The 25,313-nt window shown below is 53.2% G+C and carries 22 protein-coding genes; 15 read left to right on the top strand and 7 right to left on the bottom strand.

Translation table 11 applies throughout. The annotated features are described in order from the left end of the window. The first annotated feature begins 6 nt into the window (after positions 1-6). From rsfS to IPI29_03640, 7 genes are read left to right on the top strand one after another with little or no spacing between them, the layout of a single operon-like run. A complete protein-coding gene (gene rsfS, locus IPI29_03670) occupies positions 7-417 on the top strand; it encodes a ribosome silencing factor (GenBank protein ID MBK7411635.1) in 411 nt (136 codons plus the stop codon). Between the two features lie 8 nt (positions 418-425). Beyond that, positions 426-2,066, top strand: a complete 1,641-nt coding sequence (locus IPI29_03665; protein MBK7411634.1) for an arginine--tRNA ligase — start codon at positions 426-428, stop codon at positions 2,064-2,066. Between the two features lie 26 nt (positions 2,067-2,092). Continuing rightward, the gene (locus IPI29_03660) at positions 2,093-2,974 is read left to right on the top strand and encodes a DUF4505 family protein (GenBank protein MBK7411633.1); all 882 of its coding nucleotides are present in this window, start codon (positions 2,093-2,095) and stop codon (positions 2,972-2,974) included. Continuing rightward, positions 2,971-4,272, top strand: coding sequence for a metallophosphoesterase (locus IPI29_03655; GenBank protein ID MBK7411632.1), 1,302 nt, complete (start codon positions 2,971-2,973; stop codon positions 4,270-4,272). Before IPI29_03660 ends, IPI29_03655 begins: the two co-directional genes overlap by 4 nt. Before the next feature lie 52 nt (positions 4,273-4,324). Then, positions 4,325-4,867 (top strand): porin family protein, encoded by a 543-nt coding sequence (locus IPI29_03650; protein MBK7411631.1) that lies wholly within the window; start codon positions 4,325-4,327, stop codon positions 4,865-4,867. A 14-nt stretch (positions 4,868-4,881) separates the two neighbouring features. Continuing rightward, complete coding sequence (locus tag IPI29_03645) at positions 4,882-5,079, top strand: hypothetical protein (protein MBK7411630.1); 198 nt, start codon at positions 4,882-4,884, stop codon at positions 5,077-5,079. After that, a complete protein-coding gene (locus tag IPI29_03640; GenBank protein MBK7411629.1) occupies positions 5,066-5,407 on the top strand; it encodes a hypothetical protein in 342 nt (113 codons plus the stop codon). Before IPI29_03645 ends, IPI29_03640 begins: the two co-directional genes overlap by 14 nt. A gap of 4 nt (positions 5,408-5,411) precedes the next feature. On the opposite strand, the gene IPI29_03635 is transcribed toward IPI29_03640, so the two are convergent. The 7 genes from IPI29_03635 to hflX are packed head-to-tail and all read right to left on the bottom strand — an operon-like array spanning position 5,412 to position 12,058. After that, complete coding sequence (locus tag IPI29_03635; protein ID MBK7411628.1) at positions 5,412-6,581, bottom strand: amidohydrolase; 1,170 nt, start codon at positions 6,579-6,581, stop codon at positions 5,412-5,414. After that, positions 6,568-7,356 carry a diaminopimelate epimerase gene (gene dapF / locus IPI29_03630; GenBank protein ID MBK7411627.1) on the bottom strand — a complete coding sequence of 263 codons (789 nt, stop codon included), beginning with the start codon at positions 7,354-7,356 and terminating at the stop codon, positions 6,568-6,570. Before dapF ends, IPI29_03635 begins: the two co-directional genes overlap by 14 nt. After that, positions 7,353-8,141 carry an inositol monophosphatase gene (locus IPI29_03625; protein MBK7411626.1) on the bottom strand — a complete coding sequence of 263 codons (789 nt, stop codon included), beginning with the start codon at positions 8,139-8,141 and terminating at the stop codon, positions 7,353-7,355. The genes dapF and IPI29_03625 overlap by 4 nt, the downstream gene beginning before the upstream one ends. Positions 8,142-8,151: 10 nt before the next feature. Then, entirely contained in the window at positions 8,152-8,781 is a 630-nt protein-coding gene (locus IPI29_03620; GenBank protein MBK7411625.1) for a bifunctional (p)ppGpp synthetase/guanosine-3',5'-bis(diphosphate) 3'-pyrophosphohydrolase, read from the bottom strand. 16 nt (positions 8,782-8,797) lie between these two features. Then, a complete protein-coding gene (recN, locus tag IPI29_03615; GenBank protein MBK7411624.1) occupies positions 8,798-10,480 on the bottom strand; it encodes a DNA repair protein RecN in 1,683 nt (560 codons plus the stop codon). Positions 10,481-10,502: 22 nt separating this feature from the next. Beyond that, entirely contained in the window at positions 10,503-10,667 is a 165-nt protein-coding gene (locus IPI29_03610) for a hypothetical protein (GenBank protein ID MBK7411623.1), read from the bottom strand. An 8-nt stretch (positions 10,668-10,675) separates the two neighbouring features. After that, the gene (gene hflX / locus IPI29_03605; protein MBK7411622.1) at positions 10,676-12,058 is read right to left on the bottom strand and encodes a GTPase HflX; all 1,383 of its coding nucleotides are present in this window, start codon (positions 12,056-12,058) and stop codon (positions 10,676-10,678) included. Here hflX and IPI29_03600 point away from each other — a divergent pair. From IPI29_03600 to IPI29_03565, 8 genes are all read left to right on the top strand, one after another. Further along, positions 12,057-13,340 (top strand): hypothetical protein, encoded by a 1,284-nt coding sequence (locus IPI29_03600; protein ID MBK7411621.1) that lies wholly within the window; start codon positions 12,057-12,059, stop codon positions 13,338-13,340. The genes hflX and IPI29_03600 overlap by 2 nt on opposite strands. A gap of 67 nt (positions 13,341-13,407) precedes the next feature. Beyond that, positions 13,408-17,406, top strand: coding sequence for an IgGFc-binding protein (locus IPI29_03595; protein ID MBK7411620.1), 3,999 nt, complete (start codon positions 13,408-13,410; stop codon positions 17,404-17,406). A 65-nt stretch (positions 17,407-17,471) separates the two neighbouring features. Next, the gene (locus IPI29_03590) at positions 17,472-18,233 is read left to right on the top strand and encodes a hypothetical protein (protein MBK7411619.1); all 762 of its coding nucleotides are present in this window, start codon (positions 17,472-17,474) and stop codon (positions 18,231-18,233) included. 68 nt (positions 18,234-18,301) lie between these two features. Further along, the gene (locus IPI29_03585) at positions 18,302-18,805 is read left to right on the top strand and encodes an HIT domain-containing protein (GenBank protein MBK7411618.1); all 504 of its coding nucleotides are present in this window, start codon (positions 18,302-18,304) and stop codon (positions 18,803-18,805) included. Continuing rightward, positions 18,802-19,635 (top strand): ribosomal RNA small subunit methyltransferase A, encoded by an 834-nt coding sequence (rsmA, locus tag IPI29_03580; GenBank protein MBK7411617.1) that lies wholly within the window; start codon positions 18,802-18,804, stop codon positions 19,633-19,635. The genes IPI29_03585 and rsmA overlap by 4 nt, the downstream gene beginning before the upstream one ends. Then, positions 19,632-20,270 carry a phosphatase PAP2 family protein gene (locus IPI29_03575; GenBank protein MBK7411616.1) on the top strand — a complete coding sequence of 213 codons (639 nt, stop codon included), beginning with the start codon at positions 19,632-19,634 and terminating at the stop codon, positions 20,268-20,270. The genes rsmA and IPI29_03575 overlap by 4 nt, the downstream gene beginning before the upstream one ends. A gap of 104 nt (positions 20,271-20,374) precedes the next feature. Further along, positions 20,375-20,590, top strand: coding sequence for a phosphatase PAP2 family protein (locus tag IPI29_03570; GenBank protein MBK7411615.1), 216 nt, complete (start codon positions 20,375-20,377; stop codon positions 20,588-20,590). 209 nt (positions 20,591-20,799) lie between these two features. Beyond that, entirely contained in the window at positions 20,800-25,308 is a 4,509-nt protein-coding gene (locus tag IPI29_03565) for a choice-of-anchor D domain-containing protein (GenBank protein ID MBK7411614.1), read from the top strand. Positions 25,309-25,313: the final 5 nt, after the last annotated feature.

Below are 25,313 nucleotides of genomic sequence, written 5' to 3'. Positions count from 1 at the left end.
CACCTAGTGGCCACACCAAAACCAAGAACAACCAAGGGGCGCGCAGTACTGTGTGCCCGCATGGCTCAACAAAAACAAGCTCACGATCTGCTGATCCTTGATCTCAATGCCATTGAGGGGGCTCCTGCTGAGTTTTTCGTGATCGTCTCCGTAGACTCTGAAGCGCAGATCAAGGCAGTTTCGGACAGTATCGAAGCAACGATGCGAGAAGTGGGCGTTGGTAATCCACGCTCGGAAGGCCGTGGAACGTCTACATGGGTGATCCTCGACTACTTTGATGTGATGGTCCACATCATGTTGAAGGCAACGCGTGACTTCTACAAGCTCGAACGACTCTGGGGCGACGCGAAAGCGTACACCCTCACAGAATCGGGCACGGCAAAAGCAACGACGATCTCGAAAAAAGCAACGGTCTGACAATGATGATGCAACGGTATATCGAGCCGCAACTCCATGCGGCCCTTGTCTCTCTAGGTGTTACTCCCCCGGATGATATCGCCTTTGGCGTCCCTCGTCAAGAAGGACACGGACACCTCTCAACGAACATCGCCATGACGTTCGCAAAGGGGCTTGGCAAACAACCTCGTTTGTTCGCCCAAGAGATCGTTGATGCCATCGGCACGGTTCCGCTTGTTTCGGCGATCGAAGTGGCGGGTCCGGGCTTCATCAACATCACGTTCTCCGACGATGTCTACCATGCGATGCTGCGCGACCTCGATGCACAACGTGATGACATCGGTCGTTCTACCATCGGTGCCGGACGCAGGGTGAACGTTGAGTATGTAAGCGCGAATCCCACTGGCCCCCTACATGCAGGGCATGGACGGAACTGTGCCGTGGGTGATACCATCGCCAATCTCTTCGCCTGGAATGGGTATTCCGTCACACGGGAGTACTACTTCAACAATGCCGGTAATCAGATGAATAAACTGGGCTTGAGCATCTATGCTCGCGTCCAGCATCGACTCGGGAATGAAGAGTTTCCGTTTCCGGAAGATGGCTATCACGGCGAATACATCCATGAGATCGCCGAGAACATCGTGCGTGATCATCGCGCCGAGATCACGGCGTTGAATGAAGACGATGCACGTGCCTTCTGCCGCAAACAGGGCGAACAGTGGTGCTTCTCATCGATCAAGAAGACGCTTGAGTCGCTCAATATTCACCACGATGAATATTTCAACGAAGATTCACTGTATGGCGATGGCAAGGTAACTGCCACCATCGAGGACCTTCGCGAAAAGGGTTTGGTCTATGAGAAGGATGGGGCTCAGTGGTTCGCACTCACCCAGCTCGGACAAGCTCAAGACAAGGTGATCGTGAAGTCCACCGGCGAACCAACCTATCGTCTGCCGGATATCGCCTACCACCGTGATAAACTCCAGCGAGGATTCGACACCGTGGTGGACATCTTCGGTGCCGACCATATCGCAACCATCCCGGATGTTCTTGCAGGTGTGCGTGCTCTTGGGTTCGACACGGAACGGGTGAAGGTTGTGATCCACCAGATGGTGACCTTCGTAGAAAATGGAGAGATCGTCAAGTTCTCCAAGCGAAGCGGCAAGTCCTTTACACTCGATGAACTCATCGATGAAGTAGCCGCAGACGTTGTCCGCTTCTTCTTTGTGATGCGAGCCGTTGGAACACACCTCGAATTCGATCTCGGCCTTGCCAAAGAAGAAGGCGATAAGAATCCTGTGTTCTACCTCCAGTACGCCCACGCACGTATCTGCTCCATCCTTCGCAAAGCCGAAGAGAAGGGGCTTGCCCCGAACTCTGCAGCGAACCTTTCCGTCCTTACGCATCCTGCAGAGATCGAGCTCATCGGCTTGCTCTCTCGGATGCAAGCAGCTGTGGAGCGTGCCTGCGAAAACCTGGAGCCCCATACCATCGCTGAATTCCTGCGGGATGTTGCGGCAGCGTATCACAACTTCTATCACGACTGTCGTATCCTTGGTGTAGAACCGGAGATCGAAGCCGCACGGTTGTTGTTGGCCGACGTAACAAGACGTGCAATGAGGAACGGACTTCTCCTTCTCGGTGTTGGTACTCCGGAACGTATGTAGCATCCAAAACCCGATCGATTCCTGCCATGATGCGAGACTTCTATTATGACCTCAGCGATCGTGGTGTGCTCACCTTGGATGGTGCAGTGCAGGATGATCCGTGGTTCCTGGATTTCTTCTTTCGACGTCTTGCACCAACTGCCAACCCGGAGTATCCGGAGTATCCATACGTATGCCGCTGCGGCGATGAGATGAACTATCTGCGTCCGGCTGATACTCCTATTGTGTACACGGGGTTCGACGGTTCGCGACTGTATTACGGATATTCTCTTTCCACACCCTTCCATCCAGATCGATTGTCGTATTCGGAAGATGGTGTGCTCTATCATTGGTCACCCATCGGTGATAGGGGGCGAGTTGTACCGCACGTTGCCACGGAGATCGCTAAACACATCGAGCCATGGGGCCCCTTCTATGCCTATCTGGGTGACAATGGTCGAGAACGAGTGCCACTTATGCCGCTGCACCTAGAGGGAGCGATCGAGATCATCCGGCCACGGCGAGACAATCACTGCATTGGCTGCGGAGTAGCGAATCCGTTTTCCCTCCGACTCTCCTTTGTTCGAGATCTCAAGGACGGTGTGATGCGAACATGGCTGCGTCCAGATGAACGGATGCATGGTTCTATGGGCACCACGCATGGTGGTTTTGTTTCGTTGTTGCTCGACGAAACAATGGGGAAGGCACTTAGCTCAGTGGGAATTCGCGCTCCAACAGCCCGATTGGCCGTCAACTTTCGCAGGCCAATGCTCTTGGGCGAAGAATACGAGGTGCGATCGTGGATCGGCTCCCAACAAGGACGCAAGAAATACGTCTTTGGAGAGGTACGAGCAACGAATGATCAAAGTCATGTCGTGGCCGATGCCGAAGCACTCTTCCTCGAGGTGAGAACCCCCGAAGGCGAATGAACAATCAACCAAATGTCTTGCTCTTCAGCGTCATTCTCGGCGCTGTCTTTTTGTTGCTCGATGTCTACGTTCTTGGACATTGGACGGCATACGTGCGCCGCAAGGGAATGAATCCGGGCTGGCACAGATCCATGTGGATCGTTGCCGCCGTGATGATCACACTCTACGTTGTTGCCGTGAGCCGGCGCAACTTCTTCAGACTCGACGGACTGGACGTTGTCCTCTTGGGCATCTCCACATTTTGGTACCTCCCCAAACTCGGCATTGCACCCGTCCTCTTCGTGCGGGACATCATGCGCGGCTTTGCGCGGTTGTTCCGCCGGCCGGAGCGTAGGGGCGAGGCCACGCCTCGCCCTCACAGCGAGGCCACGCCTCGCCCTCACAGCGAGGCAGAAAATCATCCCGAGCGTAGTCGAGGGACAGACCCCGCCCGCCGCACCTTCCTTGCGAACTCCGCCTGGTCGCTTTCTGCCGTGCCCTACGTGATGGTCGGTAACGGCATGTGGCGCACCCTGTATGATTTTCAAACCGTTAGCCTGGATCTGAACATCCGCAAGCTTCCGCGAGCGTTTGACGGGATGCGGATTGCACAGATCTCCGACATCCATGCCGGGTCGTTTCCCGACCACCGCCCGTTCGAAGAAGTGCGGCGTATCCTCGATGTCTTGAAACCCGATGCGATCGTCATCACCGGAGACTTTGTCAACGCAAAGCCGAGTGAGATGTCGGTGATCGCTCGTGAACTTGCACAGCTCAAAGCCCCTTACGGCGTATTTGCTTCACTGGGAAATCACGATCACTACAACACCCCGCAGGAACATGCTGAACTTGTAAAGACCATTCGGGGTGTTGGTGTTGATCTGCTGGTGAATGAGAACCGACGCATCGTAGACGGTGGCTCATCGCTGATCATCGCCGGTACAGATAACACGGGGTTCAAGCAGTCCTTTGCAAAGATCGACAGGGCACTAAACGGTGTGTTGGAAGATGAGGCAACGATCCTCTTGGCGCACGACCCAACGTATTGGGACAAAGCAATCGTAGGTGCAACCAACGTTGATGTGATGCTGTCCGGGCATACCCACGGCGGTCAGTTCGGCGTACAGCTTCTGGGCTTTGAATGGAGTCCGGCACAATACGTGTACAAACAATGGGCCGGACTCTACGGAGCTGGTGAACAACTGCTCTACGTCAATAGGGGAATAGGAACAGTTGGTCCGCCTCTTCGGATCGGCATTCCGCCCGAGGTAACGATCTTCACTCTGCGCGCATCATCGATAGCTGACGGTTTGGCGTGAAACACTGATCCGTATCATTGCACAACCATTCGATCACGAATAAGCAATGAACATGCGCATCCTCGCCACCGTCTTCATCCTCGGCCTCTCCGCTCTGGGGCTTCAAGCACAAAGTCTCTTTGAGTTCGGTGTAAAGGCGGGTGTTAACCACGCCTTCCCGAACAGTCTCTCTGCCGGCATCGAAAGTGAAGACAATTTTGGTTGGCAAGCCGGTGCATTCGTGCAATTCGGTTTGTTCGATATGCTTGCCTTGGCTACCGAGCTCACCATCGATCAACGCTCGTTCACTCTGATCCAAGGTGAACAACGCCTTGATGTAAACACCACATCGCTCAATATTCCCGTTCTGCTGCGTATCGGCCTACCACTGAAACTCATGCTTGAGGTTGGACCGCAGTACACGCATTTCCTGAGCACGGATAACTCTACAAGCACTGACGGACAAGGCTTCGCTGCCCTTGGACTCATATGGAAACCAGCGTTCGGATTGCAGTTCGATCTCCGATACCTTCGTGGACTTTCTTCGATCTCCACGCCAATGGACGGAGACGTCAATGTTAACGTAACGCAGTTCTCGGTTGGCTATCGGTTCTAAATAAGGGGCTTATCATGGCATCAGATGATGAACCGATGAAGGTGTCGATACAGCGATATCAGACGTCGACTGTCTCGTGGCAAGGTATCGTGTTGGTCATAGGATTATCGATCGCATATGCCTTGATCGCATCGTCCGTCAAGGTATGGCTTGAGCTGGATCGACACTCCCCCAGACACTTCCGTACTCATCATCGTCGTGTCATCATCTAGCTATTGGTTGAGTCGAGGTGTCAGTTCATGGAAGAAGGCCTTCATTGCTGGTACGATCTTCCTATGTTATGCGTTAGCAGGCTTCGCTCTCGCTCAGTTCTTGTACACCTTGCTCCGAGGGGTAGAGCCACTTATTCTCAATCGATTTCTTATCTATTTACCGATCTCTGTGTTAGCGTTGGTCGTTGTGCCGATGCTTGCGCTTCGATTCATTCAGAGTCTACCTACTCAACGTCCAACCTTGAGTCCGATCGTTCTCATGGTACTTGTAATCGCATTCACACTCATGATCGCTGGAGCGGAATGGCTCCAGGTTCTGACTGGGTAGTCGACTAAACCTTATTGAGATACTGCGTAGCAGTCTCCACAAGTAGTGCTGCCCCGGTGATCATTGCTTCTTCCTCAGGAGCGAAACGTGGGTTGTGAAGTCCGGGCATTGTTTCGAGTGCCGCAGGTCTTCCGCCAAGCATCCAAAAACATGCAGGCATGTGTTCGGTGTAGAACGAGAAGTCTTCGGCCCACATCTTTGGTTCGAAGTCGGAGATCTTTGACGCATCAAGAACTGTGGCGGCAACTTCTCGGGCAAAGTCAACAGCGCCAGCATCATTCACGAGAGGTGGATATCCTTTGTGGATCTCAATAGTGCCTTCACATCCGTGCAACGCACAGTACAGTCGAGTTTGTTCTTCGAGATAGGTCCATGCATCCTTGCGCCATTGTGCATCGAATGATCGGAGCGTTCCCTTCATCTCTACCACATCTGGGATGATGTTCGTGGCTGAGCCGCCATGGATGCTGGTGATGGTCATCACGCCGGGTAAGAGGGGATTCCGATTCTTCGTGACCAAGTTCTGAAGGTGCTGGACAAGGCCTGTTGCAGCCATGATCGGATCCTTGCCCTTATGTGGCTGAGCTGCATGTGCTCCAAAGCCTTTGATCGTCCAATAGAGTTCATCAGCAGATGCCAGCATTGGACCGGCAACGAACGATACATTCCCGAAGGTGGCATCGGGATCGATGTGCTGACCAAAGATGATCTCCGGCGTTGGGTTCTGCAACGCCCCTTGCTCGATCATGATGCTTGCTCCACCCGGCGTTTTTTCTTCGCCCGGCTGAAAGAGCAACTTTACTACACCGTTGAGGCTGGATTCGTTGGCTTTGAGAACGCGAGCTGCCGTGAGGAGCATGGTTGTATGGGTATCGTGACCGCAGGCATGCATCACACCGGGATTCTGGGATGCGTACTCAAGCCCGGTCTCTTCAACGATAGGCAGCGCGTCGATGTCGGCCCTTAACGCAACACACCGCGACCCGCTTCCGATGTGCGCAACGATCCCCGTTGTGGCGATGGTCGAATGCTCAATGCCCATGTCCGAGAGTTGCTGCGAGATAAACTTCGACGTTTCGAATTCATGGAACGAAAGCTCGGGGTGACGGTGGATGTGCCTACGCGTTTCCACCATCTGCGGAAACAGTGCTCGTACCTGTTCAAGCGTTGTCATATCGTGCATCTCCTTCAAGCGTAAGGCCGGTGATCGTTGTACCGTTATGATCGATGTGTACCATCAGCGGTCTGCCGCTTGGTGGCACGAAGTGGACGGAGTCTCCTGCGCGACGTTGAAGCCACAGCGCAACTGCAGCACTCAAAGCTCCGGTTCCGCACGCTCCGGTTATGGCCTCCACACCGCGTTCAAACGTGGCGATGGCTGCCGTTCCATCACGTCGGAGGTCAACCATGTTCACATTCACTCCGCGCAGAAAGACGGCATGATGTCTCAATGCTTGCACGATCGGACGAGATGCATCACGCGGACCGTCGATCACAACATGGTCGGAGTTCACATCAACATACGTCACGGCCTGATCCACTCCAGACAGTTCTCCGCGGGCAAACGTGCGTACGTCATTCGGTGCAGAGAAGTGGATGCGGATCAGATCATCGCCGAGGACATCTGCAGTGTACGGGGCTCCATTGAGCGTAAAAGTGATCGTCGATGTTGCATCCACGCCATGATCTATGGCGAAGCGCACAATGCAACGGGAACCGTTGCCGCACATCATGCCATGTGATCCATCAGGATTGTAGTAGTCAGCGGCAAATGTTTGGAGTTCCGATGATCGGAGAACAAGAACACCTTCGATCTCTGCACCGTCGCTTCGCGGATGGTTGGCGATGGCGTTGAGTACATCGTCCGGCGAGAGATCCGGATGAGGAGCCGTTCTACCGTCGGCAACGAGAAAGGTGTTACCCGCTCCGCTCATGTGATGATAGATCATCGGTCCACCGATGTTAGGATGTTCACGAGTTCGCCGTGGATGAGTCCGTTCGTTGCGATGATACTGTCGTGACCAAGCCGAAACGGTCTGCCCTCGTAATGCGTAACGGTTCCTCCGGCCTCCTGGACAAGGAGAACACCGGCAGCCATATCCCATGCATGCAGAGCCACCTCCCAGAATCCGTCGAACCGTCCGGCAGCTGTGTATGCAAGGTCAAGTGCTGCACTTCCGAGGCGGCGAACAGGGAGCCCCTTACTGACAATTGCAGAGAATTGTTCGATGCAATGTTGAGGATTCTCGTCGACGTTGTAAGGGAAGCCGGTCACAAGGATCGCGTCGTTCAACGTAGCGGTAGGCGATACCTGAAGCTTGGCACCGTTGAGGAAGGCGCCACCGCCTGATGTGGCCGTGAACGTTTCATTGAGCAAAGGGTTGTGGATCACTCCACAGACTGGCACACCATTCACGGTAGCAGCGATCGAAACACAGAAGATCGGTATGCCGTGAGCAAAGTTCACTGTGCCATCGAGTGGGTCGATCACCCACGTTAAGGAATCATCGTTGTCTGATCCTCCGCTCTCTTCTGCAAGAAAGCTTGCAGTAGGAGTAGCAGAGCGAAGCATGGCGATGATCGTATCCTCGCAACGGAGATCGAATTCTGTGACGAGGTTGTGTCGACCTTCCTTAGAGCGAGACGTAACGGCAGTTCCGAAGCCCTCTCGGAGGATCTCTCCGGCAGCGTGGGCAGCATCGACCGCTGATCGAAGGAGTTGAGATGCATCCATGAATGGGTCCTTATCCGAGGAAGGTATTGGCTTCCGAACGAATGGCGGATGCGAGATAGTGAAGCCGTACGTTGGATGTTGCATCTGCAAGTGGCAGGTAGCGCTCCAAGGTGTTCGTGATGTACACGATCGGATTACGTTTCAGGTTGAACGACAGACAACGAATGTTGTCGAGACGTGCAGAGAGTTTGATCAACAAACAGTCTTCACTGGCAACACGAAGTCTCTCAGCGTGAGCAACATCAACAGCATCTGGGTCGAGTCGTGCCTTTGCAAGGTCCTTTGTGAGCATATCCACCACGTAGGCAACGTATGATCCGAAGTTGTATTCCAGAACACCCTTAGTGATGGTACTCGAGTCTTCCAGAACGTCATGTAAGAGTGCAGCGATGATCAGATCCGTGTCATAGGCATGGAGTTCTTCCATGATGATACGTGCAGTACGAGCGCTATGATAGAAGTACGGGGTGCCGTCATTTCGCACTTGTTGAGCATGTACACTTTGCGCCATCTCATAGGCATCAAGGACCTTGGGGATCGAGATCGGATCGCCGTGACGGTGCAAACGTTCCTCGAGTTCCTCAGTGGTGAGGAACCGTTGATTGTATTGCGGGTTGGATGGGTCTCTGAAGTTCTCCATGCAGCATCAAGATACATCAACGTCGGTTGCGAGGGCGGGTTTGGACCGGAGTCCGCATGAGTTCTTTTGCGCCGGAGATCGAAACATCAGTCACCTCCGAGCCGCTCAGGAGCCGTGCGATCTCTACCAAGGCCACGTCATTGTTGATCGACTCTGCTGTTACCGTGGTAGAACCGCCCGACTCAGACTTCGTCACCCTAACAAAATGATCCGCCAAGGACGCTATCTGAGCAAGGTGGGTGATGCACAGGATCTGCTGTTCGCGTGCCAGCTCGGTCATTACTTCGCCCACCGTTCGGGCTACCCGACCGCTTATGCCGGTATCGATCTCATCAAAGACCATCGTTCCCATGCGTCCATGCTGAGCCAATGCACGCTTGATTCCCAACATTACGCGAGAGAGTTCTCCACCCGACGCCACTTTTGAGAGGGGGCGGAGCGGTTCACCGGCATTACTCGTAAACGTGAATTCGATTCGATCCGCGCCATGCGGTCCGAGTTCGTCTGGATCGACCTGGATATGGAATGCCGCAGACGGCATACCCATCTCTGCAAGTGCGGATGTGATCGATCCTGAGAGGGCCGGTGCTGCCTTCATCCGAAGTTTGCTGATCCGTTTGGCAACGGATTCGGCCGTGGTGCGAGACAAGGCCACCTGCGCCTCGGCTTCATTCACTACGGAGTCGAGATTCTCCAAGAGGTCCAATTCAGCTGCCGTTCTCTCTTGCTCCTTGATCGCAGCTTCGAGGGAGCCGTACTTCCGGACGAGTCGCTGTAGAAGGACCTGGCGCTGACGCAGATCTTCGAGTCGTTCTGGAGAGAAGTCTTCATGTTCAGCCATCGGTGCTACAGTTGCTGCGGCTTCCTTACACGTCACTAAAGCCCCCTCAATATCATCGAGGGTGGACCGGAGATCGGCGTTGAATGGTAGTAAGTGGCGCAGTGCTTCACGTGCTTGCTGGAGCAGATCATAGGCCGATGTGTCGCCGGCATACAACACATCGCGCACGGTTGAGGCAAGGACGATCACTTGTTCGCTGGATTCGGCGCGGAGGAGATCCGCTGCGATCTGCACGTCCTCATCGAGCGCCGGGTCAATGGCCGCGATCTCGTCATGAATGAAGACGAGTCGGGCGCGGTCTGCATCGGCATTCCGTGCTCGCGATTGGACCTCATGCAGGTGGGACTTGGCAGCTGAGAGCACATCCCAGACGTTGGACATCTCCGCCGAAACATCCGGAGTGAGGGCGAAGGTATCAAGAACATCTCGGTGACGTGCCGCATTGAGCAGACCGTGGGTGTCGTGCTGACCATGGAAGTCGATAAGATGCGAGGCTAGTTCACGAACGATGGAAACCTGGGCCGGAGTGTCGTTAACAAAGCAACGTGACGTGCCGGACGCCGTGAGTTCGCGTCTCAACACAAGGTCTTCGGAGTCCCACATAAGGTCGTTCTCGGCAAGCAGAGCCCGAACTGCCGGCAGGGAAGCCGTGTCGAAGGTGGCTTCGACAACTGCCTTCTTTGCACCGGTGCGCAAGGAGTCCGCAGACATCCGCTCGCCGAGGGCGGCAGCGAGAGCATCGATGATGATCGATTTTCCGGCACCGGTCTCACCAAGGAGTACCGTCATCCCCGCGTCGATCTCAAGATCGATCGCATCGATGAGGGCAAAGGAGCGAATAGTTAGACGACGCAGCATGGTACGCGCGAACGTGAACAGATCACAAACGTGTCAATCGCGCTTGAAAGAGTTTGTACGCACCGTACACCGTGGCAGCGAAGACCACGATGGCAAGCAGTGGGTGCACTTCCTGACCTACCACCACGATGCTGATCGTGACGAGATAGGTGCAGACAACAAGCACAACGATCCAGAGGGCCGCCATAGGGTTCTTTACGAAGGATTTGTGGGAAGTGGTGCGTCGGCGGCCATGAATTTCTCGTACCGCGACATGAACAAGGGCAATTTATCGGAAGCAACGCGCACGGACAAGCGAATATCCGTATCGGTGTCTTCTCGATGTAGAACTTCAACGTCTTCATAGATACGAGCAACGGTTCTCATATCCTCATACGGAATGCGAACAGTTCGGGTGATAGCCGACTCTTCAAACGTTTCCTGCATGCTCTGGAGAAGTCGATTGATGTTCAATCCTCGTTCTGCAGAGACGAACACGCAGTTGGGTACTTCTGCCTCTGCATCATTGATCAGATGCGGGTCTTCGATGAGGTCGATCTTGTTGAATACCACGATCTGAGGAGTATCGGATGCTCCTAACGTTTTCAGAGTCTCGTCCACCACTGCCATTTGGTCGCGGAAATGCGGATTTGAGATGTCAACAACATGCAGCAGAACATCGGCTTCTAAGGTTTCTGCCAATGTGGATCGGAATGATGCAACAAGCTGGGGCGGCAGTTTTCTGATGAACCCAACAGTATCAGAGATCAAGGCACGCTGTCCTGATGGCAGTTCAATGCTGCGCACCGTTGTATCAAGCGTAGCGAAGAGTCGATCCTGGACAAAGACATCTGCTTGTGTGATCTGCCGCATCAGTGATGACTTGCCGGCATTGGTATAGCCAACTAAGGCAAAGCGGGGAAGGCCTTCTCTGCCCTTGCGCTGAACAAGTCGCTGCGTATCGATCTCACGAAGTTTCTCTCGGAGGCGTTGCATACGCGTGCGATACATCCGTCGGTCCGTCTCGATCTGGGTTTCACCCGGACCCTTTGTTCCGATACCGCCGAATTGTTTCGATAGGTGCGTCCACATACGGGTAAGACGAGGCAGGAGGTATTCGAGCTGTGCCAGCTCAACTTGTGTGCGCGCCTCTACCGATCTGGCATGGGCAGCAAAGATGTCGAGGATCACACCGCTTCTGTCAAGGACCTTCACGCCAAGTTCTTCTTCGAGGTTGCGTACTTGGGCAGGGGATAACTCATCATCAAAGACCACCATCTCTACAGGTGTTTCCGTGATGATCTCCTTGAGCTCTTGCACCTTGCCCTTCCCAAGTGCCGTTGAGAGATCCGGGCGGTCTCGCTCCTGAGTAAGCCTGCCAACCACGTTGGCACCGGCTGTATCGAGCAGAAGAACCAGCTCATCGAGGTGTTCACGAACCACTTCCGGGTCGACACCCTTTTTCGTGACAGCTACTATGTATGCCCGCTCGCGCGGAAGAAGACCAACGTCGTGCACAAGACCTCGTGGGGAAGAACAGACAGCGAAATTACAATGCAGCGGATGCTTCACCGCCTTGACCGTAGATTTGGAGTTCATGCAGCACCTCACAGCACTCATCATTGGGTTGATCGTCCTTGCACAGCCATCGCTGTCCCAGGACGGTCCGCAGTTGCCGATCGTCCTCCAGAATGCGGATTCCATCGTTGGTACCGGTCCCATGGAGTCCGGCATTCGCGAGTTCCTAGGTAATGTGCGTTTTACCCAGGGAAACGTGACAGTGACATGTGACAGAGCCATTCACAACGTTGCCCTCAACCGTGCCGATCTGTATGGACATGTGGTTGTGAAACAAGGTTCCGTGACCATATCCGCCCCCTACATCTCCTATGACGGAAACACCTACCAAGCCGATGCCACGCGTGGGATCAAGGTTGTTGAGGGGGCAAGCACGATCACGTCGAGGGTCGGACGTTATTCGACCCAGACCCATATCATGACCTTTACGGACAGCGTTGCGGCCGTCGATGATTCTGTCCGGATCTGGGCAGATACGCTTACCTACGACCGAGACGCAGATACCTCCGTTGCCCACGGACGGGTGGTCGTTAGCGATTCCAGTGGGAGTGCGTGGCTTACCGGAGATCATGCCTACCGCAATGCCGTAACCCAGCGGATCAGAATGTGTGGTAATGCAGCGGCGTGGCAGTGGGATCCGGGTGGTCCGGATACGGTCTATGTGGCGGCAGATACCTTGCTTATGACCAAGGATAAGGGGCTAAACAGATACGAGGCCGTCTCGGCTGTGCAGCTTGTGCGTGGTGCTGTTTCTGCACGAGCCGATACGATGGTTTACGTGACCGATCCCGGCCGGATCGATCTGCTGGGGCATCCCATCCTGTGGTCAGATTCCATGCTCATCGTGGCTGACACCATCATTGCCGACGTGCCCGATAAGACCTTGCGGTCAGTGGTCGGGCTCACAAAGGCCATTCTCGTGAGTCGCACCGATACCCTGTATCCCGACAGATTCGATCAGATAGGGGGCGATGTGGTCCTCCTCAGCATTGATCACGATACGGTCCGACAGTTGTCTGCCATAGGGAATGCCCAGAGCATCACCTTTAGGACAGAAGAGAAGCGGCCCGAGGGACTGGCAAAGGCAGCTGCTGACACCATTCGTGCCAATTTCGAACACGGTCAGCTCAGCGATGTCTACTGGTTAGGCGGGATCGAAGGCGAGCATCACCCCGAACCCGTTGTAGCAGGCCGTGCTGAGTCCTACCGACTGCCGGGTTTCGTGTGGCGAGACGATCGTCCGGTAATGGCTCGCCCCGTGCAACCATTCACGAAAAAAACGGTGGTAACGGGTAAACCGTAACGAAATTCCCTGGAGAGAGTTAACATGTCGACCGGGCAGATTTAGAACTCGGGTAATGGGACATGCTGTGCCGATAAGACACCTCGTACTCGGCGTTATCGCGTTATGTCTGTGCGGAGCCACATGGCTCAGCGCACAGGTGGAACGTGTTCTACCCAGACTAAGCTCTTCGTCGCTTGAGGGAACGAGTTTTGTTGTTGGCTTTATGGCCAATGAGATCCTACAAGTGGGTGGTAAGCCCCGTATGGAGGTCTACATTTCGTCGCAGTATGATGCCCATGTGACCATTTCATCCGGCGTCATTGGTTCATACGATGTGTTCGTTCCGGCGAACACCGTGCGCAAAGAGCTGATGAATGAAGGCCATGTGTTGAATGTCTCCGAGAGAGCATACCAACGGGCCATTTTTGTTGAGTCCGACGTACCGATCGTTGTCTACACGCTCAATTCGTACATGTATTCAACGGATTCCTACTCTGCCATCCCGATTCGGCACTTGGGAACCCAGTACTACACGGTAAACCGGCCAACCGATTGGTATCTCCTAGCCGGTCCGGTGGATCCGCTCGATACGATCCCTCGGGTAGGTGAGTTTATGGTCATGGCAACGGAAGACAACACGTTGGTGGAGATCACGCCGACTACAGCTACGTGGGCCTCCAATCCTGCAGGCATTCCCTTCCAGGTAATGCTGCGAAAAGGCGATTGTTATCTCGTGCAGGCAAAGGCAACGGCGTATGGTGCTGATGATCTTTCCGGATCCTTGATCACCTCCAATGTTCCGGTGGCAGTTCTTTCGGGTCATGTACGGTCCAGCATCCCGCTCGATCCCGCAACATCAAAGGACCACTTGGTCGAACAGCTCCCGCCGGTGAATCTCTGGGGGAGATCGTATGCAACAGCCCGTTTTGAAAGCACGACACGTCCGGATACCTACCGAGTGATGGCGTCACGTCCGGGTCAACAGATCGACCTCGTCACAGTGAATGGGACGTCGAATTTTCTCCTTGCAAATGCAGGCTCATGGAAGGACACATCACTTCGCGAACCTGCGTATTGGTCCAGCCCGGAGCCGTTTCTTCTTGTGCAGTTCATGCCAAGCTCAACGCGTACCGATCTCTATTCCGATCCCGCCATGGTGGTCATTCCACCGGTGGAGCAATACGTTACCTCGTCGTTGTTCCAATTCCCTGAGATGGAGTCCTCGGATCCATTCCAAGATCACAGGAACTACATCAATGTGATCGCCCAAGCAAGTGCGCTCAGGTCGTTGCGTGTTGACACAACTCTTGTCATGAACATCGCGCCACAGATCGCCAATCAGAGGATCCCCGGAACAGGATTGCATTGGGCAGCCCTAAGCCTGCAGCGAGGGTCGCATACGATCAGTTGCGACACCGGGAATTTTGCCTGTGTGATGTATGGCACTACGATCCACGATTCGTATGCGAACATGGTGGGCGTAGCCTATGAGCCCCCTCCATCGAATGACCGAACACCGCCTCATTACAACTTCCTTACGGACTGTGGTGTGATCAGCGGAACGGTCAGTGACAGGTCATTGGACACCGTGGAGTTGACCGAGGTAAAGGTCATTACCAATCGATCATTCAATTATCGATGGCAGATATCTCCTCCGTTGGACACAACCGGGATCGTTGAATTCGATGCTGATGTGCGAGACCTCTGGAAGGATGCACAGATCGTTATCCACGCGTACGATCGCGATGGAAACGGGAAGGAATGGCTCTACACCTATGATGCACCGAATGTTCTGGTGCCCAAGGAGACCATCATACGCATTGAGAAGAGCGGAGAGATATGTACCACGGCCGTACTTCGCAACAACGACACAACGCCGGTGAGGATCGTCGGTATCACGATCGCGGGCGACAAGCGTGTGCATCTCGGGCCAGGCCAAGATCTTGATACGATACTTGCGGCTGGTGACTCCCTCGCAGTTACGATCTGCATCACTCCCACGAGCGACACATCTGCTGCGATAGGATGGATGGTTGTAGAATATCCTTGCAAGCTCATCCGTCAGATGACCGTCCGAGGGGTAACCGCTCAGTCCCTTACAGCAGGATCCAAAGACTTTGGCGACGTGCGCGTAGGTGATACTGTCTGCGGACGCGTACCAATTGTGAACGACGGAAAGAAGCCGGTGAACGTACGAACACTCATCGCCGCCAAGGTGGGACGTGGCTTCATCGTGAATTTTGCAGCGTTGCTATTACCAAGAGTGCTTGCACCAAACGACACGATCTGGGTGGAGGTCTGCTTCACTCCGGACACTCTAGGTCCATACAACCGCGTTGATACTGTTCATTCTACGCCTGAATTCGGTGCTCAGACCACCTATACCGGTCGCGGCGTTCGTCCTCGCGTCCAATCAGTAGTTGTCAATTGGGGCAAGCGTCGCATCGGAACAGTGAATGACACCTCCATCGTCCTGCGCAATAGCGGCGATGGCTGGTGTCTGGCCGACGCAGATACATCGGGCGGAACTACGACAGACTTTACTGCACAAGGCCTTCTTGTGCAAGGGATTCGACTCAACCCAGCGGACTCAATCATGGTTCCACTTCGTTACCAACCTTCACAGCGGGGACCTCAGGAGTGGATCATACCGATCGGGATCGATTGGAAACGTCACGAACCTATCTCGATCACCCTGCGCGGAATTGGAGTTATGCCAAGTATCGCTGTGCGGGATATTGATCTTGGAGACGTGGAGGTGGACAGCACCAAGGACAGCGTAGCGGTACTTGTGCGTTCGGGAATTTTGGGTGGCAATGAGCCCCTTACAATCAGATCCGTGCGGGTGAGCGGTCCGGATGCAGCCTCATTTGTGATCCCGCCAACCCTCCGCACGTTGACGCGCTTATTGGATCTTGACTCGCTGATCGATCGTGTGTCCTTCACCCCAAGAAGGATCGGTCCGCACGAATGTTCCATTGAGATCGACCACGATGCTGCCCCGTTCAATGTTCCAGCCACGACCGCATTCCGGATCATCGGCAATGGCATAGAATCTCGGAAAGCCGTACTGGTACTGGATCTTAACATCGACGCCAGTGTGAAGGTCTGCACGGAAGTACCCGTTACCGTAACTGTGGTCAACACCGGGAATGGTCCGATGAAGGTCGACACGCTTGTTTTGGAGGGGGCTGGCAGGTCATTTGACATCCGTCCAAATGGTCAGCCGTTCACCTTGGATGCCTTTACATCGATCTCGATCGACACGATCCTCATGTTCGACCGGAGTAGCGCAACCAGAGTAACCGCCCGTTTGGTTGACAGCGCCGGGGGAGAGCAAACGGATGTGGTTACCGTTGAACTTGATATCCCGGACGCAACGGCCACAGTATCTGTGAACGCCCCGATGCCGTACGTAACAGGCCCGGTGAGCGTTCGCGTGACAGCTGCACTCAATACCGCGCAGGACGATACCACGCAGCCTGTGATCGTTTTGAATGTGGCAGACGACAGATTCCTCGTAGACACGTCCAAGGCCGTGTGGGCCGAGGTTGCAGAGGCTGGGTCATTGGTGCGCACCATTCCCGTGGAGGTTCGTCGCACGTCCAGCAAAGTAACGTGTATTCCTCAGACCCAAACCCGCGGAAGTTGGACCATCGAAATGGAACTGCCGGGGACGTTTTTATGGAAGGATCCACTTTCGTTCCCGATCAGTGCAGAATTGATCGAAACCAGGTGCTTCGATGGCTCTCCTCCAGTGACCATGCAGATCCAGGTAGTTCCGTGTGGGGCTGCCGAGCGTGTTGTGAAGCTAGGTTCCCTTCCTTCATTAGGGGTAAACGTGCTTGGCCAACCGGCATCGGAGACGTTTGAAGTAGAGCTTGAAGCAAGTCATGACATGGACATTTCAGTGTATTGTGAGACCCTCGGTGGACAAAGATTTCTGGTCTCAGAACAATTCTCTTTGCAAAAGGGGATTCGGCATTGTAACTTTTCATGTTCCGGTTGGGCATCTGGTATCTATCGCCTGATTTTCAGGCATGGAATCGGAGTAACGGAGAGATTGATCATTATCGTCAACTAGGGTGCAGGATTATGAGGAGACTAGCTACCGCCTTCGTCGTGGTTTTTCTTGCAGCGACGGGGAGCATGGTTGCACAACAGGAGCTGGGCGCTCGTTCTAATCCGCTTGTACCGGAAAAGAGCGCGCCTCGCATCTATGTGGGCCCTGTGGTCGGATATAACAGATCTCTCCAATCCTCCGGATTCCAATCCGTTGCTGGAGACGTTCTCTGTCCGGAATTCACCGAAGGTACCGGCAACGGATACTATTTCGGCGGATCCATTGAGTATCTCCTCGGGAAGCCTCGTGATTCGAAGTCTTCGCTCATTGGACGCGTGGTGTATGAGTACATGCCTGCGGCCTACACCGAACCAGGTGATCAGCTTCCATCGCTTGATGAGAATGGTGAAGTGGTGTATTCGACCGTGGATCACACGGCAGACATCAAGTATTCCTTCCTCGATCTCGAAGTGATCTACAAGCTCAACTTGTTCAATTCGAACTTCGGTATCGTAGTGGGACCAACTGTTGGTTTCGTTATTGGTTCCGAGCGAGTTCAGCAGATGAATCTTGTTGAACCACTCAATGCCACGTTCGACCCAACGTTCTGTCCTGAGTGTGAGTACACGAATAACGGCCGTACAGTGATCACTGGTCGCGATGATATCCCGGATCACGCCACGCTCCGTATCGCCGTCAAGGCAGGCGTTCAATACGAAATGCCGATCGGCCGTCTGTTGCTCGTACCGTGCATCTATTACAACTTCGGCATCACGGAGGTCAGCCCGTCTGACAACCTCCGTATCAATGCTTTGCAGGCAGGATTCGATCTTCGTTTCGCCCTCTAAAACCAAACACGAACCATGACGATAGATGCCCGCTTCGGCGGGCATCTTCATTTTACCCAAGAACCGTGATGGAACAACTCTGGTCCCCTTGGCGATCCTCCTACATTGCTGCTTCGGCTGAGCGTTCAGCCAGTGGTTGTTTCCTTTGTGCGGCGGCCAAGGAAGATGCAGACGCATTGTCTGTTCTCGTTGTTGCCAGGTTCCCATCAACGATCATCGTTCTCAACCGTTATCCGTACAACGCGGGTCATCTGCTCATCGCTCCATCCGAGCACATTGCAGATCTTACTGATGTAGAACGTAACAATGCGCATGAGCTCATGGACGTAACGCAAATGGCCCTTCGCGTTCTTGAGCGAGAACTGCATCCGCACGGGGTAAATGTTGGAGTCAATCTAGGGTCTGCAGCCGGTGCCGGAGTACCTGGACATCTTCACATCCATCTTGTCCCGCGCTGGAATGGAGACACCAACTTCATGCCTGTCATTGGTGAAGTGAAGGTGGTCTCTGAGCGGCTGGACGAAATGTGGCAGCGATTCACCGAGGCCTTTCGGGAAGTTGCGTCGGTATGAGTGGGTTTGCTCCACGGAAGCAATTCAGCCAGAACTTTCTGACAGATCCGCGGACGGCTGACAAGATCGTTCAGTCGCTCGGGACTGGCCCTGGCGATGTAGTCCTTGAGATCGGTCCCGGTACAGGGGTGTTGACTCAACGACTGCTTCGAACGCCGGCCTCATCAATCCTTGCAATCGACCTTGATCCACGGGCTATCGAGCATCTTCGACAACAGCCTTGGGCACAGGATAAGAGACTAGTTGTCCGTGAAGGTGATGCACTTAAGATTGACCCTGCGACGGAATGGCCAGACATAGCCCGAGAACATAGAGCTGTGATCGGCAACATTCCGTATTCAATTACAAGTGACCTTCTGTTCTGGGCGCTTGAACACCACCGTAGCACGTCGCGAGTGGTGATGATGATGCAAAGAGAGGTTGCACGCAGGTGTGTAGCGCAACCGAGAACAAAAGAGTATGGTGTGTTGCGTGTTGCCGCGTGGCTCTATAGCGAAGCCAAGATCCTGTTCCACGTCCAACCGGGTTCATTCTTCCCTCGGCCAGACGTTACGTCATCCGTTGTACGGTTCCATCTTCGAGAGAGCCCTGCGGCCAACGTAGATCCAATTGCTTTTATGTCCTTCGTACGAGCGGCTTTTTCTATGCGACGCAAGGTGATGAGCAATGCGCTGCAAGATTGGGGTCGACGGATGAGTATCGACGTACGCACATGTGGAGAGATCGGCGGACATGATCTAACCAAGACTCGTGCTGAAGAGCTAAGTCCCGAACAGCTTGCAGAGCTCTATCGACTTCTGGTAGCCACAGTGAAGGATCCTGGACAGTGAAGGGAACGATCAACGGGGAGTCACTCCGCGATCTCTATAAGAGCCTTCGCGTGAATGTCTTATCGCTAGACATCTACACAGGCATTATGCTGCTGCTGTACAGCATCATGGCCTTGATCTTCTATCCGTATGTACCCATGGCTTCGAGCATTCTTTTTCAGAATGTTCTGATCGCATCTACGATCATCGCTTCAATCCTTCTGTATTCTTTGACGGGTTCGCGGGTCTTTGCGTTGCTCCGGTACTTCTATATCATTCCCGTGATCTACATCATGTATGATCAGACGCACTTCTTTGTTCGAGTGGTTCACCCAGTTGATTATGACGATGTACTCATCGTTGTTGATAGAATCATTTTTGGGACCGACCCAACAATGTGGTTCTCGAAATATTCTTTCCCTGCATTAACCGAATATCTGCAGATCTGCTATTTCCTCTTCTATCTCATGCCGATCATGCAGGCCGTGGAACTTTGGAAGCGGAATGATATCAAGCGTCTTGAGTCCTTTGCACGGGCCATGGCTTTTTGCTATTTCATCTCGTACGTGATGTACTTCGGCATGCCCGCTGTAGGTCCTCGGTTCACTCTCCACGATTTCTCAACCATCAATACCGATCTCCCCGGTCTTTTCTGACAAATATTTTGAGGGGGCTCATCGACGCCGGGGGAGGAATTACGTGGGGAGCCGCCGATCCCATCAGTATCGTGAACCGGGACTGTATGCCAAGCGGGCACACCATGCTAACCCTTGTCAATATCTCCTTGGCCTTTTTTAACCGAAGTAAATTCAGATGGTTTTTTGCCGTAGTAGGCGGAAGTCTCGTAATATCAACGGTTTACCTTCGATATCACTATGGCATTGATGTTCTGTTTGGAGCAGCGTTGGTTCTGTTGACCCTGCCCCTTGAGCCGATCGCAGATCGTGCAATCAAGCGTTACCTTGACACAAAGTGATTTATTTTCCTGACAGATGAAACCTTTTCTACCTTCCCGTGTTGTTATCTATTGGTAGTCAAAACGATAGGCCAAACACCCATGTAAGAACATGACGAATAGGGTGTTTGCGCGTATCGAATTCTCTGCTATATTAGAACATGCCACGAGAGTGCGTGGCTGTTTGAGTGTCAACCAATTCCTATTTTTTTTACGCCAGGAGTAAGTCCATGAGACTTGTTTCCACCACGATGAAGACCGCGATAGCCGTCATGTTGATGGTTGTCAGTGGTTTTGGGGTGATCTCGGCCCAAGTGACCGAGCGCCGTGGTACATTGGTTCTAACTGAGGGTCGCCGCTATTTGGTAGCGTTCCCACAAGTTTGGGCCAGTCCGACTGAGAAGCCGATGCCGCAGCCTATGCAGCTGCTCATCTCTTCTAAGACGAAGACGACCGTGCGCATTCAAACACCGGCTGGCATCAATGATGCTGCCAAGATGGACAAGGAATACACAGTTGAGGCCAACAAGGTCCTCAAAGTGCCGATTTCCACGGCCTACATGAATGTCGAGTCTGAGACGCGCAAGGGTTATGGCATCATGGTATCGTCGAAGAAGCCGATCTCGGTTTCGACGTACCAAGCCTGGCAGGGTAACGGTGAAATGGCTCGGCACCTTCCTGTTGAAGGATGGGGCAAGAACTATTACACGATGAACTTCTATCAGGATCGTTACGGCAATAGCGCAGGCTATAAGTATCGCCCTGGTCAGATCCTCATCATTGCAGATAAGGACAACACCGTTGTTTCGTATACACCAACGGTTGATACCGAAGGTGGCATCGAAGCGCCAAGCGTACGCAAGGGTGCAACACAAACGGTAACACTCGAAAAGGGTGAAACCTTCCTCATCAAGGCAAAGATCAACGAGCCACTCAACAAGGAGTGGGAGACAGACCTTACAAGCACATGGATCCGCGCTAACAAGCCGGTCGGTGTTGTTTCTGGTCATACGAAGGTTGCTATCATGCGTTATCCGGACGTGCTTCCGCCGACCGGTATGTTCGCAGCTGAAGCTCACTTCGTCCGCAACAACGTTCACGATGCTATGCTCCCGCTCGAAATGTCGGGAACGAAGTTCGTAACTACACCATGTATGTACACACCAACACGCGTTGTTGGTCAAGCATCGATCGAATTCGGTATTGATGATGACCGCGGTGATGTTATCCGCGTTGTTGGTCTCGAAGACGGAACAACAGTAAAGGCAATGCGTCAAGACGGTTCAGGCCTTCTGAACAAGTTCATCCTCAAGAAGGGTGAAACGCGTCTCGAAACAGCTCTTGAAGTTGCAACGTATTGGGAATCAGACAAGCCGATCCTCATGGGTCAATACGGCAAGTCCTATGCAAAGATCCTTCCTCCGCTGAAGGTTAAGGGCAAAGACGGCGAAGAAGCACAAGGTCACCCGACTGTTGAGTCCGGCATGCCTATGCTCCAGTATATCCCATCGGTAGACCGTTGGGTTGAGTATGGAGTGTTCCACGCCCCAGAAGGCATGGACAACTTCTTCAATATCGTCTTCAAGTCATCTGAGATCGGCAAGATCAAGGTTGACGGTCGTTCGCTTACTTCAGCCTTCGGTGGTGCAATGCGCCTCCTCAAGGGTACTGATTTCGCTTATATCCGCACGCCGATCGGCAGCGGTGACCACGTGATCGAATCGACAGACAATACTGTTCGTTGGGCCGCTTGGAACTACGGTTCGCTTGATGGTCTCCAACAAGGTCGTGCTTATGGCACCCCGATTTCGATCGACATGACGATCCCATGTGATGACTCACTTGCAGTTAACGAAGTGATCGTCTGCGGTGATGTTCAAGGTAAGGGTAACATCCTTCCTGAGAACACCACATGCGGTTCGATCTTCGCTGTCTATCCTGAAGACCTCAATAACTATGAGCTTATCGTAGATGAGAACTTCAGCAGCGGTGATAAGGTTGTTGACTTCCAAGTAAAGGTTCTCGACAAGACAAAGGATGCAACAGCAACGATCAAGGTCGTTTCTCGCTCTGGTAAGTTCGTTGAGAAGACCTACACGTATATCGCCGACAAGATCAGCTGGACTCCAACCAAGATCAACTTCGGAACGATCGCATATAACACTCCTTCGTCGGCAACATTTACGATCAAGAACGAGAAGACAGATCGTCCTGTTCTGATCCGTAAGATCAAGGTTATCGCACAAGGAACGGTATTCGCAGTATCACCAGAAGGTCCTGTATCTCTCGGCCCAAGCGAGTCGAAAGAATTCACTGCGACAGCTACGATCCAAACAGCTCCTGAAGTTATTGACACAGTTCTCGTTGAACTCGAGTGCTATGATCAAAAGACGGTGGAACTCCGCGTTCGCGGTGAAGAGCCAAAGATCTATGTTTCAGATGTAGACTGGGGTACGATCCCTGCAAGCTCACCTGGCGTAGAGCGTACGGTTGAGATCCGTAATGGTAGCCGTGTTGCCCTTGCGATCTCCGGATACAATCAAGCCCTTATGCCAGACAAGGTTGAAGATGGCAACTTCTTCAATCCAAGAACAATGGATGGCAAGCCGCTTCTTTCGGCATTCCCGCTCACGATCGCTCCGAACGACAAGTACGAATTCAAGGTAACGTACAGCCCTAAGAATGAGATCGGCGTTCGTCATACTCAGAACGTTCCGTTCTACTCAAATGCTAAGGAAGTTGACTCGATCGCAATCCTTAACGGTATGGGTAACAACGTTCAGCTCGCAGCATATGTGTCGCCTTGGGTTGAGCGCGTTATCGACGTGATCCAGACGAACCAGAACATTCAGCAATACACGCAACAAGTCAAGTTTGAGAACCTTGGTGCTCAAGCCGTGACGTACTTCGCACCGCAGCTTCGTGGTGCTGATGCGTCGAACTTCAGGATTGTTGACAACGGTAATGCTGGAAGCTTCCCGATTCAGCTCGTCAACGACGGAGCAAACACATCACGTTATATCACTATTGCCTTTGTACCAACGGTTCTCCCGAACCGTGCTGCAGAGCGCAATAACTACACAGCGGAACTCTTCTTCCCAACAACGTCATCCAATGGCGTGCAGACGGAAGTAGCAGTCACACTTCAAGGCACAGCATGGCAACCGCAGGTCAAGGGTGCTGATCTTGATTTCCCTGGTATCATGAATGTTGGCGATGCTGCTCAAGTTCTTGAGATCCCGATCTCTAACGAGCACTTCCTCGGCGAGTCGAACCCAACAACGGGCACGCAGGTCGGTACATATGATGTAGTCGTAACGGGTATCACGATCACAGATGTGAATACGAAGTTCGAACTGCTCAATGCGCCAACACCAACAAGCCCATGGGTTATCAAGCCAGGTGAAGTTCCTCAGATGCTTCAAGTTCGCTTTGACCCAACAGTCGCAGGCGACTTCAGCTCACCGTATGTGATCAGCACAAATGTTGGCACAAAGGGTCAGGCAGCTTACGAGCCATCATATAAGATCACAGCTCGCGTTCAAGGTGGAGACTTCTCAGTAGAAGGTGCTACAGCTGAACAGTATGTCTTCAACTCGAAGGACATGGTTGTTCGCGTCAAGCATACAGAGAACACAACCATCCGCTTCAACATTGCTCAGCCTTCAGGTCCAGATGCTGGTCGCTTCACAGTAACTGATCAGTATATCGATGTTCCGCCAGGACCAACAGGTGCAACGTTCAATGTCACGTTCACACCTGACTTTGTAACGAAGCTTGCAACAAATCAAACGAATCTCCAAGATGCCACGAACGAGTGGACGATCAAGGCAAAGACACAGGGCATCCTGTGGCGCACTGGTCTCTTCTCTGCTGACATCGAGATCACTGATGATCGCAATGCAGCCAAGAAGCAAGTCGCAACAGTTACCGGTAACGGTCTCTTCCTCGAAACAACTGATCTCGTAAAGGACAACTACAACGTTGCTCCTGGTGCTTCTACGGAGGTTGCTGTTGAACTCAACAACACTCCAGAGTCGCTCGATGCAGTTGGAATCACGGAACTCCGTGTTCGTCTTGCCTACGATCCTAAGCTCGTAAAGCCACGTATCAACACTGGTGATATCATCACCACTGGTACGCAATCTGAAGGCTGGACGGTTCTTTCGGTATCGAAGAACGGTGCTCCTGGTGATGCCTCGAACTCTCTTGAGATCGACATCGCAGATCGCCGCACTACGAAGTCCCCACTGCGCAACATCAATGTTCCAGTGTTCAAGGTCACGTTCGATGCCTTCCTTGACAAGGGTCAAGCTGGTACGTTCGTATCCCCACTGAACGTCTATGCATACACAGTAGACTTCGATAACTCGGGTGAGCGCGTTGACTATACGCTCTTCCGCGATATCCCTGGTAAGATCACTGTCACGCTTCCTTGCGCTACAACAACACGTCTCGTGTCGCTTGGCTCAGTGAAGTATGCTGTGAACCCAATGCGTCCAAATCCAGTAACGAACTCGGGTGTTATCAGCTACTCTGTCGGTCTTACAGCTGATACTCGTATCGTTCTCTATAACAGCAATGGTGAAGCGGTTCAAACTCTTCTCAGCGACAAGGTGCAAGCCGGTACGTATGAGATGACTGTTGACTTCTCCACTCTCTCTGCTGGAACCTACTACTACCGCGTAGTGTCTGGTCCGTTCACATCTGAACTCCAGACTGTCTCGGTTGTCAAGTAAGCTGC

Source organism: Ignavibacteria bacterium, assembly GCA_016707005.1.
GTDB lineage: Bacteria > Bacteroidota > Ignavibacteria > Kapaibacteriales > Kapaibacteriaceae > UBA10438.
The sequence above is the reverse complement of the archived record's forward strand: the minus strand, read 5'-3'. Positions and strand labels throughout refer to the sequence as shown.

Coding starts and splice junctions, on each gene's coding strand:
- IPI29_03665 (MBK7411634.1), top strand. CDS start 426: ATGCAACGGTATATCGAGCCGCAACTCCATGCGGCCCTTGTCTCTCTA.
- IPI29_03660 (MBK7411633.1), top strand. CDS start 2,093: ATGATGCGAGACTTCTATTATGACCTCAGCGATCGTGGTGTGCTCACC.
- IPI29_03655 (MBK7411632.1), top strand. CDS start 2,971: ATGAACAATCAACCAAATGTCTTGCTCTTCAGCGTCATTCTCGGCGCT.
- IPI29_03650 (MBK7411631.1), top strand. CDS start 4,325: ATGCGCATCCTCGCCACCGTCTTCATCCTCGGCCTCTCCGCTCTGGGG.
- IPI29_03645 (MBK7411630.1), top strand. CDS start 4,882: ATGGCATCAGATGATGAACCGATGAAGGTGTCGATACAGCGATATCAG.
- IPI29_03635 (MBK7411628.1), bottom strand. CDS start 6,581: ATGACAACGCTTGAACAGGTACGAGCACTGTTTCCGCAGATGGTGGAA.
- dapF (MBK7411627.1), bottom strand. CDS start 7,356: ATGATCTATCATCACATGAGCGGAGCGGGTAACACCTTTCTCGTTGCC.
- IPI29_03625 (MBK7411626.1), bottom strand. CDS start 8,141: ATGGATGCATCTCAACTCCTTCGATCAGCGGTCGATGCTGCCCACGCT.
- IPI29_03620 (MBK7411625.1), bottom strand. CDS start 8,781: ATGGAGAACTTCAGAGACCCATCCAACCCGCAATACAATCAACGGTTC.
- recN (MBK7411624.1), bottom strand. CDS start 10,480: ATGCTGCGTCGTCTAACTATTCGCTCCTTTGCCCTCATCGATGCGATC.
- IPI29_03610 (MBK7411623.1), bottom strand. CDS start 10,667: ATGGCGGCCCTCTGGATCGTTGTGCTTGTTGTCTGCACCTATCTCGTC.
- IPI29_03600 (MBK7411621.1), top strand. CDS start 12,057: ATGCAGCACCTCACAGCACTCATCATTGGGTTGATCGTCCTTGCACAG.
- hflX (MBK7411622.1), bottom strand. CDS start 12,058: ATGAACTCCAAATCTACGGTCAAGGCGGTGAAGCATCCGCTGCATTGT.
- IPI29_03590 (MBK7411619.1), top strand. CDS start 17,472: ATGGTTGCACAACAGGAGCTGGGCGCTCGTTCTAATCCGCTTGTACCG.
- IPI29_03585 (MBK7411618.1), top strand. CDS start 18,302: ATGGAACAACTCTGGTCCCCTTGGCGATCCTCCTACATTGCTGCTTCG.
- rsmA (MBK7411617.1), top strand. CDS start 18,802: ATGAGTGGGTTTGCTCCACGGAAGCAATTCAGCCAGAACTTTCTGACA.
- IPI29_03570 (MBK7411615.1), top strand. CDS start 20,375: ATGCTAACCCTTGTCAATATCTCCTTGGCCTTTTTTAACCGAAGTAAA.
- IPI29_03565 (MBK7411614.1), top strand. CDS start 20,800: ATGAGACTTGTTTCCACCACGATGAAGACCGCGATAGCCGTCATGTTG.